Source organism: Alcaligenes sp. NLF5-7 (genome assembly GCF_024266725.1).
Taxonomy (GTDB): Bacteria; Pseudomonadota; Gammaproteobacteria; order Burkholderiales; family Burkholderiaceae_B; genus Alcaligenes; species Alcaligenes phenolicus.
In genome coordinates, this window is record NZ_CP100755.1 from 1,500,406 (window position 1) to 1,514,603 (window position 14,198).

A 14,198-nucleotide genomic window follows, 5' to 3' on the forward strand; every position below is an offset into this window, starting at 1 on the left:
TTATTATCCTGCAACTTGGCCTGACATAAAACGCGTCAGTCCCCAGTGCTTACTTGGTATCCTATAGCCCTTTGAGTCTTTTGCCGTGCGCCAGGCGCCGGGCGAGCTTATGGCTGCCAATCCTTATAAGAAACGCGAACCCAATATCCGTGAACAAGTCTACGGCATGCTGCGCCAGGACATTGCCTTGGGCAAAATCGGTTTTGATGTGCGGCTGGTGGATAACGAAATTGCCGCCAGCTTGAATGTCTCGCGCATGCCGGTGCGCGAAGCCTTGCTGCAACTGAAAAACGAAGGGGTGCTGGAAGGAACATCGCGCGGTTTTGTATTGCGGGTCTACACCGCCCAGGATATTGAAGATATTTTCTCGGTACGCCTGTTGCTGGAACCGCCTGCCGCCAAGCTGGCTTGCGTCAATCAAAGCAGAGTGGGCATGCAGGCCATGGAACAGGCCTTGAGCCGTATTGAAGCTACCCATCAGCAAGGCGATCCCATCGACAATATTCAGGCCAACTGGGCGTTCCGCAGCGCCTGGATCAGCATGGTGCCCAACAAGCAACTGGTCGATACGATGGCGCGTCTGCATGACCAGGCCGATCAGGCCCGGATTGCCTGCTTGCAAGACCCTCAATTCCGTCTGGAAACCATGCAGCGGGCCAAGGGGATTTGTCAGGCCTTCAGTGAGCGTCAGGAAGAGCAGGCAGCTCATCTGATTATGGAAAATCTGGTCATTTGCTGCTCGGCTTACTGCCTCAAGCAGGCGGAGCTGCTGGCTTGATAATTCAGCATAAGCAGGAAGCTGCAAGGCAGGCTGTGATTGCCGCCGCCGATGCTTCCTGCTTAAGCACCGGCAATATAAAGCCCCGACTGTAACCCATATACAAGGTTTAGCCCTTCAGCCCAAAACTGTCTTGTGGGCTGAAGACAGTGTCCCCTCTTGGTTCCGGAACAGCCCACGCACAACAAAAAAAGGCGCCGTAGCGCCTTTTTTCTTCAAGCCATCACGTCTTAGTCCAGCGTGATTTCCAGGGCCTTGATGGTTGGTCCCATGGCCTGAGCATCGTGCTCGATCAGATCAGCAAACTCTTTGGGAGTGGAAGGCTCGATCTGGATGCCGAAGTCCACGAATTTCTTGACCACTGCATCCTCTTTCAGGACAGCCGTCAGTTGCTCGGTCAGGCGGGCCACGTCTTCATCAGGCGTACCAGCTTTGGCCGAAATACCCCACCAGATGGTGAATGCCACATTGGGGATACCGGCTTCGGCAATGGTAGGCACATCTGGACGCAGAGGGCTGCGCTCCGTTGTCGCTGCGGCAATCGCGCGCAGGCGGCCATCTTCCAGGAAGCCACGGCTGCCCGTCAGCACGTCAAAGATAAAGTCGATCTGGCCGCTGACGGCATCAATCAAAGCGGGGCCTGCGCCCTTGTAAGGCACGTGCACCAGACGAGCGCCGGTTTCTTTGCGCAGCATCTCGCCCAAAAGATGAGTGCCCGTACCCATACCAGGCGAACCGTATGTCAGCTCCTGCTTCTGGCCAGCTGCAACCAGATCCTGAACCGTCTTGAAGGGGCTGTCTTTATTGACCAGCAGGAACACCGGCGCCTTGGCAGCCAGCGTCATGGGGATCAGGTCGGTAGCCACGTCGTAATTCAGACGTTGGTACAGGTGGCGGTTCAAGGAGTAAGCACCGCTATCGGCCAGGAACAACACCGTACCCAAGGAGCTGGGGTTGGCGTTTTTCACCACATTCATGGCAACCTGGGCACCCGCACCCGGGCGGTTTTCCACAATGACTTTCTGATCAAAGCGTGTGCCCATTTCCTGAGAAATCACCCGCGCCAACTGGTCAGCCGCACCGCCCGGTGGGTAAGGCACAACCAGCGTCACATTCTTGTTTTGAGCATGGGCCTGTGCACCCAACATCAGCGCACAACACGTTGCTAATTTAAGCCATACCTTCATTGTTCTATCCCCGTTGCCCCTGTGGGCTTATTCAAAGTCGTTGTGAAGCACATTGGCTCAAACACGTGAGCCCGGCCTGCTTGTTGCTGATCAACTGTCGTCCATAAACCTGATCAACCGTCTTGCTGGCCATCCTGCTCCGGCCTGCAAAACGCCCCCTTTTCTGTCCTTGCTCCGCCCCTGGTTTGCGCGAAATACCACTGCCTGGTGAGCTCTGCTACTTCGGGTTTTTCCGGTGAAGGACAGGAATTTCAAAATAATATATTGCAGTATACTATTTGCAGGATATTAGTAATTTCACCCATGCATATCGGCTTGCCGCCTTGATCGCGCGTTGGCCGGGAGACAGATAGATCATGCACGCCCATTCCATTCCTGCTTCTGAATTGCCGCTGTTTTCAATACCTGCCACGCAACGCACGGTACCCGCCCTGTTGCGCCTGCGCGCAGAGCGCATGGGTGATGCTCCGCTGTTTTCAGACCGCAACACTCACTACACCGGCCAGCAAACCTTGCACAGGGCCGCTGCCAGTGCCAGCCGATTGAGCCGTGCCGGTATCAAACGTGGCGACCGTGTTGCCTTGCTGTGCACCAACCGCCACGAATTCCTGGATATGGTTCTGGGTTGCGGCTGGCTGGGCGCGATTGTGGTGCCTATCAATACCGCCTCGCGCGGGGCGCAGTTGCAGCACATCTTGTGCAATAGCCAGGCCAGTTTGCTGGTAGTGGAAACGGATCTGACGCCGCTACTGGCCGATGTGGACCTTGGCGCTACCGCCGTCCAGCAAGCCTGGTTGATTCAAGGCCAGGAAGCGGCACAAACACTGGCGGTGAGCACCTGCGATCTGCCTGCTTTGGGCGATTACTGCGAGCCTGCCGATATAGGCCCCGGCGATACGCTGGCCATTCTGTACACCTCCGGCACCTCGGGCCCTTCCAAAGGCGTTCAGTGCCCGCACGCCCAGTTCTACTGGTGGGGCATTTATACCGCCAGCAAGCTGGGCATGAAGCCCGATGATGTGCTGTACACCTGCCTGCCCATGTTCCACACCAATGCCTTGAATACGTTTTTCCAGGCTCTGGTCAGCGACGCCTGCATGGTGGTGGACAAGCGTTTCTCAGCCAGCCGTTTCTTTGACAATCTGTATGAAACCGGCGCCACGATTACCTATCTGCTAGGCGCAATGGTGCCTATCTTGCTATCCAAACCTGAGACGGCGGCAGAGAAGCTGCACAAGACGCGCATTGCATTAGGCCCCGGTGTTCCCGAGCAGTTTCATAGCCAGTTTCTGGAGCGCTGCCGCATGCATCTGCTGGATGGCTTTGGTTCTACCGAGACCAACTATGTCATGGGCCGTGGCATTCAGGAACAGCGCAATGGCTATATGGGCCGTGTGTCGGAAGGTTTTGAGGCTCTGGTCGTGGATGAGCACGACAATCCCTTGCCAGACGGTGAAGTGGGCGAGCTGTTACTGCGCGCCGATGAACCCTACGCCTTCGCGCTGGGATACTACGGTCAACCGGACAAGACAGTCGAAACCTGGAAAAACCTGTGGTTCCACACGGGTGACCGCGTCGTGCGCGATGCGGATGGTTACTACCGCTTTGTGGACCGCCTGAAGGACATGATTCGCCGTCGTGGTGAAAACATTTCCTCCTACGAAGTCGAGCAGGCTTTGGCCAGCCATCCTGCGGTCCATACGGTTGCTGTCTATGCCGCCAAGTCCGAGCTGGCCGAAGACGAGGTCATGGCCATGATTGTGTTGCGTCCGGATTGCACGGTCAGCTGCGAGGAGCTGCTGCAGCATTGCGAGCGCCGTCTGCCTTACTTTGCCGTACCGCGCTTTATTGAGTTTGCCCAGGTCTTGCCCACCACGGAAAATGGCAAGATTCAGAAGTTTGCCCTGCGTGATCGCGGCATTGGTCCCGACACCTGGGATAGAGAAAAAGCAGGCTATCAGGTTCGCCGCTGATGGCTGCCACAGGAATTCAATATGACGCCTAATTTCAATCTGGACACGGTGCGCCTGCTGGGCGCAACCGAGGTCACCTACACCCGGCGTGGTCAACTTGGCACCTCCGAGCTGCTGGCCCAGGCTTTCAAGCAGTCTCTTGCCGCAGCAGGTCTGAAGGCCAGCGACATTGATGGTCTGGGGGTAGCCTCCTTTACCCATGCACCGGATCGGGCTATTGATCTGGCCTGGAAGCTGGGCTTGAAGGTAGGCTGGATCATGGATGATAGCAATGGCGGCGCCAGTGGCCTGAATATTCTGCAGCACGCTATTCGTGCGGTTCAGGCGGGTGATGCCCGCTGTATTGCGATTGTGGCCGGGGATCATTTTCAGGCCAAGGACTTCCAGCAACTGGTCGAAAACTATAACCAGACAACTTACGATCATTTGCGCCCTTTAGGGGCTGGCAGTCCGAATCATCGCTTTGCCATGCTGACGGCGAATCAAATGCGCAAGCTGGGTTTGGAGCGAGAGGACTACGCAGCGCTGGTGATGCGCCAGCGGCTATGGGCCAGCATGAATCCGGGTGCTGCGTATCGCAGTCCCATGAGTCTGGATAAGTACTTGAATGCGCCTCAAGTGGCAGATCCTTTGACGCGACTGGATTGTGTGCCGGTGGTGGATGGAGCCAATGCCTTGATTGTGATGCGCGCGGATCATCCGGCGGCGCAGAATCAGCCTGCGATTACGGTAAAGGCTTTACGCAGCTTTCATAATATTGATGATCAGCAAGGCGATGGTTTGAGCACGGGTTTGGCGGCTTTGGCTCCGGCTTTGTGGGCGGACTCGGGGCTGAGTCCGGCTGATATGGATGTCCTCAGTATTTATGATGACTACCCCGTCATGGTTCTGGCTCAATTGCAGGATTTGGGCTTCTTTCGGGCTGATAACGCCAAGCAGTTTATTCACGAGTCGATTGCGACGGGACGTGTGCCTTTGAATACCTCTGGCGGGCAATTGTCGGCTGGGCAGGCCGGGGCTGCTTGCAGTCTGCATGGACTGGTGGAGGTGATGCGTCAGTTGAGCGGTCAGGCGGGGGAGCGTCAGGTGGCGCAGGCTCGTTACGGTTTGGTCACGGGATACGGCATGGTGGAGTATCGCTATGGCATGTGTTCGACGGCGCTTGTTTTGGAGGCCTTGTGATGAGCCCTTCTGTATTTCGTTGTGTGCAGTGTGATCATCGGATGTTTCCGGCGCGGTTCTTGTGTCCGAGGTGTCATGGGGATGAGTTTCTGGCTGAGGGGTGTGCGTCTGGTGTGGTCACAGAATTGACGCGTAGTGCCATCTCTGGCGAGGAGACTGGGGTGTATATGCTGGCTACGGTTGCCAGCGATGCGGGGCCGGTGTTGATTGCTCGTGTGCTGGATGAGGCTGTCCAGCGAGGGGATAAGGTCGCTTTGGCTTTGCGGGATGGCGGGATCTATGCTGATCCTGTGCGAGAGTAAAGGCAGTTTCTCAACTGCTTTCTTTGGAATGGCTCGATTGGATGGGGTTGGGTTTAGATGCCCAGAGTGTAGAGATCAGGGTGACTCAAGGTTTGGAGTCAACCACTGTTCGACGCGATGAAGAAGGTGGCTATAAGACGCTGATTAAGGGGCTGTCCCGGTGTTGGGGCTGGCAACTTGCCGGCGCTATGCGCCGGTGCCCTGGTCAGATAATCGCTACGGGCGCACCTTGAACTCGTCCGGTGGTTTGTCCCCCGGACAAACCACAAACGTCGGACTCAAACAGCAAGGTGCTTGCACCCCTGCGCAATTATCTGCCGGCGGCAAGTCACCTGATCCGCCCCAACACCGGGACAGCCCCTCAATCAGCTCACAGCATCTTTTATCGGACGATTGCTGATCGGGGTTTGAATGCTCCGACTTAGTGTTCTTAACGGGATCGCTGATCGTAGTAAAGGTTGATCGTGGAGCTGCTGGATGAAAGGAATTGCTTGGAAAGATGGGAGTAAGCAGTCACTGTCCTAAGCCCGTACTTGCCAATGTCTGAGTGCGCTTTACTACACAGGTTAAAAACTTAGCGGCTTATGCGCTTAAGCCTTAAAAACTGACTTGAACGCTGTCGATACACACACTGCCTGCGTCCTGCTCGGCTCCAGAATCGACCTCAGCAACAGGCAGAAAAATCATTTAAGTTTTTATGCGCCGCTTCCACATCAATCACTTTGCTGCACATAAATAGGCGGCAAAAAATGGTCAGCACTATCGAGCATAAAAAAACCTCAGTTTGGCATCTGCCGAACTGAGGTTTTTTAGTTTGGAAAGCTTTTCCAGACTCCAGCTTTCTTCGCGGGACAACATCCTTATTGTCCCGCTTTCAGACTGCCTGCTCTGTCTTAGCCGATCAGTCCTGGCAGGCCCACGGCAATCCAGGGAACGAACAAGACCAGGGCCAGGATGCCGACTTCTATGACCAGGAAGGGCACGGCGGCGCTGTAGATGTGGGGCAAGCGGATAGATGGCGGGGCCACGCTTTGCATCACGATCAGCAGCAGGCCGAACGGTGGGGTCAGCAGGCCAATTTCCAGTGCGATCAGGATCATGACACCCAGCCAGACGGTATCCACACCTGCGGCTAGGGCCAGGGGCATGAAGAAGGGCAAAGCGATCATCATCATGGAAATTTGGTCCAGCACCATGCCCATGACCAGCAGCACCAGGAGCATGCAGATAACCAGCACGAAGGGCGACAGGTCGTAGTCTTTGATCATGCCCAGGAAGCCTGCGCTAGCTCCAGAGAAGCTCAGCAGCTGGGCGAAGGTGGTGGAGGCGGCCAGGATGAACAGGATCACAACCGACACTTTGGCAGTTTCGATCAGGCTCTTCCACAGTGCTTTCAGGGTCAGGGCACGGTAGGCGATGGTGGCGATCACCGAAGCCACGACGCCGATCGCGGCCGATTCAGTGGGCGATGCCCAACCGGCCAGCATCGAGCCAACCACCGCAATAAAGATACCCAGCAATGGCACGACGTTGAACACGAAGGGTTTCCACAAGGCCCAGCCTTTCAGGCGAGTGGCTGGATCTTCGTCGCTCATGGGCGCGTCTTGCGGACGCAGGCGGCTGCGCACGACCACGTAGGCCAGGAAGCCTGCTGCCATCAACATGCCGGGCAGGATGCCGCCAATCAGTAGTCGTTCGATGGAAATGCCAGCCAGGCTACCCAGCATGACTGCCAGAGCCGAAGGTGGGATCAGCATGGCGATACCGCCTACGGCCATGATGGGGCCCATGGCCATGGTGGGGTGATAGCCGCGACGCAGCATTTCTGGCAGCATCACGCCGCCCATCATGGCGGTGTTGGCAATGGACGAACCCGACAAGGTAGCGAAGGTCGTACCGCCCAGAATACTGACGATGGACAGTTTGCCCGGCACGCGCGAGATCATGCGTTCAATGGAGTCGATGGCTTTGAAGGCCAATCCAGTGTGGAACAGCACCTCGCCCATCAGGACGAATAATGGGATAGGAGTTAAGGAAAAACTGCCAATAGAGGCGGTGGTGTTACGCGCCCATTGGGCCAAACCAGCCGCCTCACCCAGAAACAGCCACGCGCCCAGCAAATTCACGGACAGGAAGGCAAAGACCACCGGTGTGCCGATGGCCATCAAGAGAAAAAGTGATCCCAGCAGCAGGATCAAGGCCATGTGCCATTCCATGCTCAGACTCCTTGCTCAACAGGACGGGAAATCAGGCGGCGCAGGAATTCCAGCGCCAACATGGATGCACCAAACAGCAAAGGCAGATTCAGCCACCACTCCGGGAACACCAGGGCTTTAAATACCATGGCTCCTTGCTCGTGAGCATCCAGAGCGACGACGGCACATTGCCAGGCCAACACACCACAAACCACCAGACCCAGCAGGTTGGAGATCAGGTCCAGCAAGCGCTGGACAGACGTGGGCAGATTGTTGAACAGCACGTCGATACGGATATGACCGCCCAGGTACAGCACCCACGGCGCTGCCACGAAGGTGGCAATGATCAGCATGTATTCGGTTACTTCCACGCTGGTGGACAGCGCGTCGTAACCCAGGTTGCGCAGTACCACGTCGGCACAAACCAGCAGGCTCATCAGCCCGAAAGTCAGCGCCGCAACGGCTCCGCAAGCGTTCATTAACAGGGCGTAAGGACGCCCCCAGGTCGTGTTGGAAGGCTGGCCTTCCGGGGCAGTTGCAGCAGACATCGCGTCTTCTCCGCAGATCAAAGTCACTGAAAGGGCGGGCATCTTGCCGCCCGTATGGCACCATCAAAAAGTGGACACTGTCCCCAAGGGCGCAATGTCCACTGTCAAAAACTACGTAATCAGCAATCTTGTTTAAGGCTGATAACCACCAAACAGTTCACGCAGTTGCGCGGCGTATTTGGGGCTGGATTTATCGATACCGGCCCAGCCTGCTTCGTAAGCCTTGGTACGCAAGGCACGAGCCACTTCAGGTTCCAGAACCAAGGCTTGCACACCGGCTTGTTCGGTGGCCGCTTTTTCATCAATTGCCATCTGGTGTTCAGTCACGTTCTGCGACTCCATCCACTCGATTTGCTTACGCATGAAGGCTTTCTGGTCTTCGTCCAGTTTTTCCCAGCTCTTCTGGTTCATGAAGAAACCCACTTCCACGTTGTAGAAGCCTGGCTCGACACGGTATTTGGTCTTTTCATGCCAGCCCATTTCCATCACACCCACGGAAGGCCAGCCATAGCCGTCAACCACGCCGCGTTCCAGCGCGGTGTAGACCTCGCCCGGTGGAATCTGCAGCGGCGTTGCGCCAATTTCGCGGAAGAAGGACAGGTACACGGGCACGCCACGCAGCTTGAAGCCCGACAGGTCTGCCGAGGTCACAGGCTTGTTGGTATAGATGTGGTATTGCAAACCATCTGTCGTACGAGCCAGCCAGGTGATGTTGGCTTTCTCGCGGTGAATCTTGTCCATCAGCTCGTAGCCGCCGTTCTGACGCAGCTCGCTCATGGGTTTTTCTGTCAGCGTCAAAGCCAATGCTTCAGGCACCAGATTGGCGTGGAATACGGCTGTGGTATTGGCAAAATCAATCACGCCGGAACGTAGCGCGTTACCTACCTCGAAAGGAGGAATGGCCTCTGGACCACCAATCACGTTGATCTGCACCAGGCCCTTGCCTTCTGCGTTGACCTTGTCCACAAACTGTTTGAAGCGCTTGGTAAAGAAGGTGTCCATCGTAAAGACAGATACCGCTTTCAGCGTTACTTCCGCTGCCTGCGCGCCAGCCATTCCCAAAGCCAGCAAGGCCGCTGCCACCACCCGAGTTGTTTTATTCACCATGACGGAACTTCCGCAGAAAGGTTTGTTATGAAATTTTAGTTTAGATATAAATATATCAATAATCAATTATTTATAAGTCGGGGTTTTCACTAAGCGCGCTACGGGCCCATAAGGTCTGGCGCCGATATTGCACCTGAATTCTGTATGCGGACGGCCTGCTGTATCATCACAGACTTCTAGTTTTGTTGGCTTAAAAGGTATTACCCATGACATTTTCCGCTGTGCTGTTTGATTGTGACGGTGTGCTGGTAGACAGCGAGCCAATCACGGTTCGTGTACTGCGGGATATGTTGCAAGAAGAAGGCTGGGTGATGACTTATGAGCAGTGCTATGACTGGTTCATTGGCAAGGCGCTACCCGATGAGCTGCCCACCGTGCGCAAGATGACAGGTAAAGATCTGGACATGGAATGGGTGATGGCCTTTCGCATGCGCCGCAACCACGCTCTAACCAATGAAGTCATGGCCATTCCCGGTATTCAGGACACGCTGGATGCGATCTTGCGCGACAAGCCCGGCATGATTGCCTGCGCGTCTGGCGCAGACCGCGCCAAATTGGTGCTGCAATTAGGCCAGACCGGCCTGCTGGATTACTTCGGCACCCATATCTATAGCGGCGCTGAAACGCCACGCAACAAGCCTTACCCGGATGTCTATCTGGCCGCCGCTCAAGGGCTGGGCGTTGACCCGCAACAATGCCTGGTCGTGGAAGACAGCGTGACTGGCGCAAGTGCAGGCTTGGCCGCCGGTGCAACCGTGCTGGGCTACTGCCCGGTTCCTGATAAGGAAGAGGAATTGCGCCGCCTGGGTGTGCGTGACACCTTCCGCCGCATGGACGAGCTACCCGCTTTGATCGCCAAGTTGGAGCAGGAACGGGTACAAGGCTGATTCATAGCCAGGCAATCGAAAAGGCGCTGTGTTTTAGGCAGTTTCTTCAAAAGGTGGGATCTCCCTCTTTTGAAGAAACTGCCTAAAACACAGCGCCTTTTTTGCCGCCAGACCGTCTTAAGACTCGGTGCCGCCAATAAAAAGCCCCCTCGGGCGGCAGCAAACCGAAAAGCGTAGTGTGGGGCCTTTTTTCTGTTGCTTAGTCTTCCAGATGGAAGGTGTGCAAGATTCTATGCAGCACAGGGGCAATAATCAGACCAAAAGTCGCGGCCAGTACCAGACTGATATACGCGCCATAAATGGCAAAGAACACCTTGCCAGCCCATGTTTCAGGCAAGGCCATCGGCCCCAGCCCACCGACCATCATGGCCGCATTCAAGGCGGCATCGTGCCAGTGCACATTCTCTTCAAACCACATATGGCCCAATGCCCCCAGCATCAGAGAAAAGGCCACGAAAACAATGCCGATAAGGGCATGCGCCAACAGGCGCTTGGCAAATTGCCACCCCGTAATCAGGGGCTCATCACGTGACTCGTACATGTCATTAAAGAGTATTAGCCTGGACCGTTAAAGAAGCTAACCATTGGCTGACCTGCAAGGACAAGGCATCCGTGGCCTGCCCAAATGCTTCAACCACCTGTGGCACGGCCGTGCCGACAACATCCTGTTGAGCGACAAAGCGACGGGTCTGAATCAACTGGCCCGAGCGCTGATCGCGCACTAACGCATCAAACTGAATCCGTACCCGTGGGGCGCCCTGAATATATTCGACCTGAAAAGCTCCCAACGTCCCGCCCACTTCCACATCAGCGATGACAGATTCGGTATCCAGCACCACCGCCCGGAACTGAGCCGAGTCACGCAAGGCATCGGCCAGTCGATTACGCAACAAGGCGGGCACATCGTCGCCCCAGCGTACGCCTTTGTAGGCACTTAGCTCGTTACCTTGAGGCAGAACCGTAATGCGCGAGCTGGCCAGCAGGCGCTCGGCGTGGGGCCGGTTCACCTGAATAATCAGGCTCTTATGCGAAGCGGGCGCTTGCTGGGCCTTCAAACTGGTAGCGGGAAGCTGATAATACGTCAGGGATTCGGCCTGAGGCAGGACCGAACAGGCGGTGGACAAGACGGCCAGACCGACTAGCGATATCTGCAAGAAACGACGCACAACAGTGGGCATCATGGTGTGAACTCCTGTAATTTGTCGCGACCCAAAAGGTAGCCTGCTGGATTATCTTCCAGACGGGAGGTGACGGCACGGAAACCGGCCAGCACCTGACGCAATTCACGCAAGGCGGGTTCGATCTCGGTCAGACCCTGAGCACCCCGGCCAATAGCGGCCGAATTCTGCTCCAACAGCTTGTTCAAGCTTTGTGTGGCACGGCTGAAATCCTCCATGGATTTCTGGATGGCATTCATGGCTTGCGTGCCCTGGCGGTCTACCAGACCTTGTGTAGACGACAGCAAGGTGGTGGCTTGCTGGCTGGCCTGGGACAACTCCTTGACCAAGGATGGCACGCCTTCGCTAGCGGTCGAGAGCTGGCCCATCAAGGCTTCCAGCTTTTGCAAACTGGCGGACAGGGACTTGGAGTTTTCGGACGACAAGAAGGTATTGGCGTTCTCCAGCAGCTTGGAAATTTGCGTCATCAACTCTTCACCACCGGCCATCAACTGGGCCAGAGGGGAAGGCGAAGCCACAATCATGGGCAGGCCATCGCCGGTGGCTTCCAGCAAGGGGCTATTGGGTGTCCCCCCGCTAAGTTCGATCACGGATTGGCCGGTAATGCCGGCCAGTGCCAGGCGCGCCTGGGTATCTTCGTGAATAGGGATCGCGGCCTGAATTGACACTTGCGCACGCACACGCTGCAAATCGTGCGGATCCAGGCGCAGCGAGCGCACCTCACCAACCCGCAAGCCGTTGTACTGCACGGCGCTGCCACGAGACAGACCACGCACACCTTCCAGAAAGACAATATCGTAATCGCGGGTCTCGGCGTCTTGCCCCGCCTTGGCCAGCCAAAGCGAGAACAGGACAGCAGCCACAGCCACTACCAAGGTAAAGACCCCGATCAATACATGATGGGCACGCGGTTCCATTAACTATGCTCCTGACGACGGTTTTGGGCCTGTTCGGCGGCTCGTCCCCGTGGACCGTGGAAATACTCCCGGATCCAGTCGTTATCAACTTGCTCTACACGCGCCAATGTGTCGTTAACCAGCACACGCTTTTGCGCCAGCACGGCCACTCGATCACAGATGGTGTAGAGCGTATCCAGATCGTGTGTAACCAGAAACACGGTCAATCCCAGCGCATCGCGCAAGGTCAAAATAAGCTGGTCAAAATCCCCCGCACCGACCGGGTCCAGCCCGGCAGTGGGTTCGTCCAGAAACAGAATTTCCGGGTCCAGCGCCAGAGCACGTGCCAGAGCGGCACGCTTGATCATGCCGCCGGACAGCTCTGCCGGATATTTGGTGGCCGCGTTGGCCGGCAAACCCGCCAGAGACATTTTCATGGCAGCGATATGTTCTGCAGAAGACCGGGACAAGCCAATATGCTCGATCAGGGGCATGGCAATGTTTTCCACCACCGTCAGCGAGGAGAATAAAGCCCCTTGCTGGAACAGCACGCCTAAACGACGCTCCAGCCGCGAACGGGCTTCGGGTGACAGCGTGCCTATTTCCTGATCAAAAATGCGTACTGTGCCGCCAGTAGGTGGGCGCAATCCCAGAATGGAGCGCAGCAGCACGGACTTGCCCGTGCCGGAGCCGCCCACCACGCCCACGATTTCACCGGGATACACATCCATATCCAGATGCTCGTGCACGACGTGATCGCCAAAGCGATTATCCAGGTCACGTACTTGAATAATGGGACGAGCGGTGGCCTCTACCATCCCATCTCCATGAAAAACAGTGCTGCCAGCGCATCAATCAGGATCACGATAAAGATGGACTGCACCACTGCCGAGGTCGTATGTTCACCCACGGACTGCGCACTACCGGTCACTTTGAAACCTTCCTGACAACCGATGACGGCAATCAAAAAGGCAAAGATCGGGGCTTTGGCCATGCCCAGCACAAAGTGCCGCAAATCAATATCCTGATTGAAGATATTGATGAACATGGTGGGTGAAATATCCAGAATCAGGGCGCAGACCAGCCCACCGCCAAAGATCCCGGCCACCATCCCCACGAAAGTCAAAATAGGCATGGCCAGCAACATGGCCAGTACACGCGGAATGACCAGAATCAGCATGGGATTCAAGCCTTGGGCACGTAAAGCGTCGATTTCCTCGTTCGCTTTCATGGAGCCGATCTGCGCGGTAAAGGCACTGGCGGTGCGACCTGCCATCAGGATAGCAGTCAAGAGCACCGCAAATTCACGCAAAAAGGAAAAGCCGACCAGGTTTACGGTGTAAATGGTGGCACCAAAGTCCGCCAGCACCGTCGCCCCCAGAAACGCGATCACCGCGCCCACCAGGAAAGTCAGCAAAGCCACGATAGGGACGGCGTTAAAGGCCGTCTCTTCCAGCTGCGCCACAATCGACGTAACGCGCCACTGGCTGGGCCGCAGCATGTTCAGAATCAGGGTTTCCAGCGTCAGGCCGATAAAGCCCAGCAGCTCGCGCACATTGCGCGAAATATGGACCATGGACAGGCCCACGCGCTCGAACAAATCTGTAATGCCCCAACGCGCCGGAACCAACTGCTCATGGTCCATGCGGCTCATCGCCTTGGCAACGGTTTGCAATAATTGATGGCGCTCTTTGGACAAGCCTTGCGCACTGTCCAGCGCCGCCTGCACACGCTCGGCACCCAGCCATTCACAGAGAACTTGAGCTCCCGTGGTGTCCAGCGACTTCAGTTCGCTGAAATCCAAAGACCAACGGCCCTGCTTGTCACTGAGCGAGCGCAAACTGCTTTGCAGCGCTTCGTAGTGACGCAAGGACCAATCGCCTAGCAATTGCAGCTGGCCGGAGGAATCTGTACGAACATACAGAGGCACGGACGTATTCATGCGCATAGTCTAATGGATTTGCT

General features: G+C 56.2%; 14 protein-coding genes. 5 read left to right on the forward strand and 9 right to left on the reverse strand.

Translation table 11 applies throughout. From position 1 onward, the window contains the following. Positions 1–109 precede the first annotated feature (109 nt). A complete protein-coding gene (locus MID00_RS07055; RefSeq protein WP_009460173.1) occupies positions 110–778 on the forward strand; it encodes a GntR family transcriptional regulator in 669 nt (222 codons plus the stop codon). A gap of 230 nt (positions 779–1,008) precedes the next feature. Here MID00_RS07055 and MID00_RS07060 read toward each other — a convergent pair whose 3' ends face one another. Then, the gene (locus tag MID00_RS07060) at positions 1,009–1,965 is read right to left on the reverse strand and encodes a tripartite tricarboxylate transporter substrate binding protein (RefSeq protein ID WP_026483815.1); all 957 of its coding nucleotides are present in this window, start codon (positions 1,963–1,965) and stop codon (positions 1,009–1,011) included. A gap of 356 nt (positions 1,966–2,321) precedes the next feature. On the opposite strand from MID00_RS07060, the gene MID00_RS07065 reads away from it, so the two are divergent. From MID00_RS07065 to MID00_RS20615, 3 genes are all read left to right on the forward strand, one after another. Further along, positions 2,322–3,938: an ATP-dependent acyl-CoA ligase gene (locus tag MID00_RS07065; protein ID WP_021447105.1), complete on the forward strand. Its 1,617-nt coding sequence runs from the start codon at positions 2,322–2,324 to the stop codon at positions 3,936–3,938. Positions 3,939–3,959: 21 nt separating this feature from the next. Further along, on the forward strand, positions 3,960–5,120 hold the full coding sequence (locus MID00_RS07070) for a thiolase family protein (RefSeq protein ID WP_254500082.1): 1,161 nt from the start codon (positions 3,960–3,962) through the stop codon (positions 5,118–5,120). A gap of 167 nt (positions 5,121–5,287) precedes the next feature. Then, positions 5,288–5,422, forward strand: coding sequence for a hypothetical protein (locus MID00_RS20615; protein ID WP_274984788.1), 135 nt, complete (start codon positions 5,288–5,290; stop codon positions 5,420–5,422). Positions 5,423–6,315: 893 nt separating this feature from the next. Here MID00_RS20615 and MID00_RS07075 read toward each other — a convergent pair. From MID00_RS07075 to dctP, 3 genes are all read right to left on the reverse strand, one after another. Beyond that, positions 6,316–7,638, reverse strand: coding sequence for a TRAP transporter large permease (locus MID00_RS07075; RefSeq protein ID WP_009460177.1), 1,323 nt, complete (start codon positions 7,636–7,638; stop codon positions 6,316–6,318). 2 nt (positions 7,639–7,640) lie between these two features. Further along, the gene (locus tag MID00_RS07080) at positions 7,641–8,165 is read right to left on the reverse strand and encodes a TRAP transporter small permease (RefSeq protein WP_035268608.1); all 525 of its coding nucleotides are present in this window, start codon (positions 8,163–8,165) and stop codon (positions 7,641–7,643) included. Positions 8,166–8,297: 132 nt separating this feature from the next. Beyond that, positions 8,298–9,272 (reverse strand): TRAP transporter substrate-binding protein DctP, encoded by a 975-nt coding sequence (gene dctP / locus MID00_RS07085; RefSeq protein ID WP_035268610.1) that lies wholly within the window; start codon positions 9,270–9,272, stop codon positions 8,298–8,300. A gap of 206 nt (positions 9,273–9,478) precedes the next feature. On the opposite strand from dctP, the gene MID00_RS07090 reads away from it, so the two are divergent. Beyond that, complete coding sequence (locus tag MID00_RS07090) at positions 9,479–10,159, forward strand: HAD family phosphatase (protein WP_247966140.1); 681 nt, start codon at positions 9,479–9,481, stop codon at positions 10,157–10,159. Between the two features lie 199 nt (positions 10,160–10,358). On the opposite strand, the gene MID00_RS07095 is transcribed toward MID00_RS07090, so the two are convergent. The 5 genes from MID00_RS07095 to MID00_RS07115 are packed head-to-tail and all read right to left on the reverse strand — an operon-like array spanning position 10,359 to position 14,181. After that, a complete protein-coding gene (locus tag MID00_RS07095; protein WP_009460191.1) occupies positions 10,359–10,700 on the reverse strand; it encodes a hypothetical protein in 342 nt (113 codons plus the stop codon). Positions 10,701–10,704: 4 nt separating this feature from the next. Beyond that, complete coding sequence (locus tag MID00_RS07100; RefSeq protein WP_254500083.1) at positions 10,705–11,340, reverse strand: ABC-type transport auxiliary lipoprotein family protein; 636 nt, start codon at positions 11,338–11,340, stop codon at positions 10,705–10,707. Continuing rightward, entirely contained in the window at positions 11,337–12,254 is a 918-nt protein-coding gene (locus MID00_RS07105; RefSeq protein WP_009460195.1) for an MlaD family protein, read from the reverse strand. Before MID00_RS07105 ends, MID00_RS07100 begins: the two co-directional genes overlap by 4 nt. Further along, on the reverse strand, positions 12,254–13,051 hold the full coding sequence (locus MID00_RS07110) for an ABC transporter ATP-binding protein (RefSeq protein ID WP_009460197.1): 798 nt from the start codon (positions 13,049–13,051) through the stop codon (positions 12,254–12,256). The genes MID00_RS07105 and MID00_RS07110 overlap by 1 nt, the downstream gene beginning before the upstream one ends. Further along, complete coding sequence (locus MID00_RS07115) at positions 13,045–14,181, reverse strand: MlaE family lipid ABC transporter permease subunit (RefSeq protein ID WP_009460199.1); 1,137 nt, start codon at positions 14,179–14,181, stop codon at positions 13,045–13,047. The genes MID00_RS07110 and MID00_RS07115 overlap by 7 nt, the downstream gene beginning before the upstream one ends. Positions 14,182–14,198: the final 17 nt, after the last annotated feature.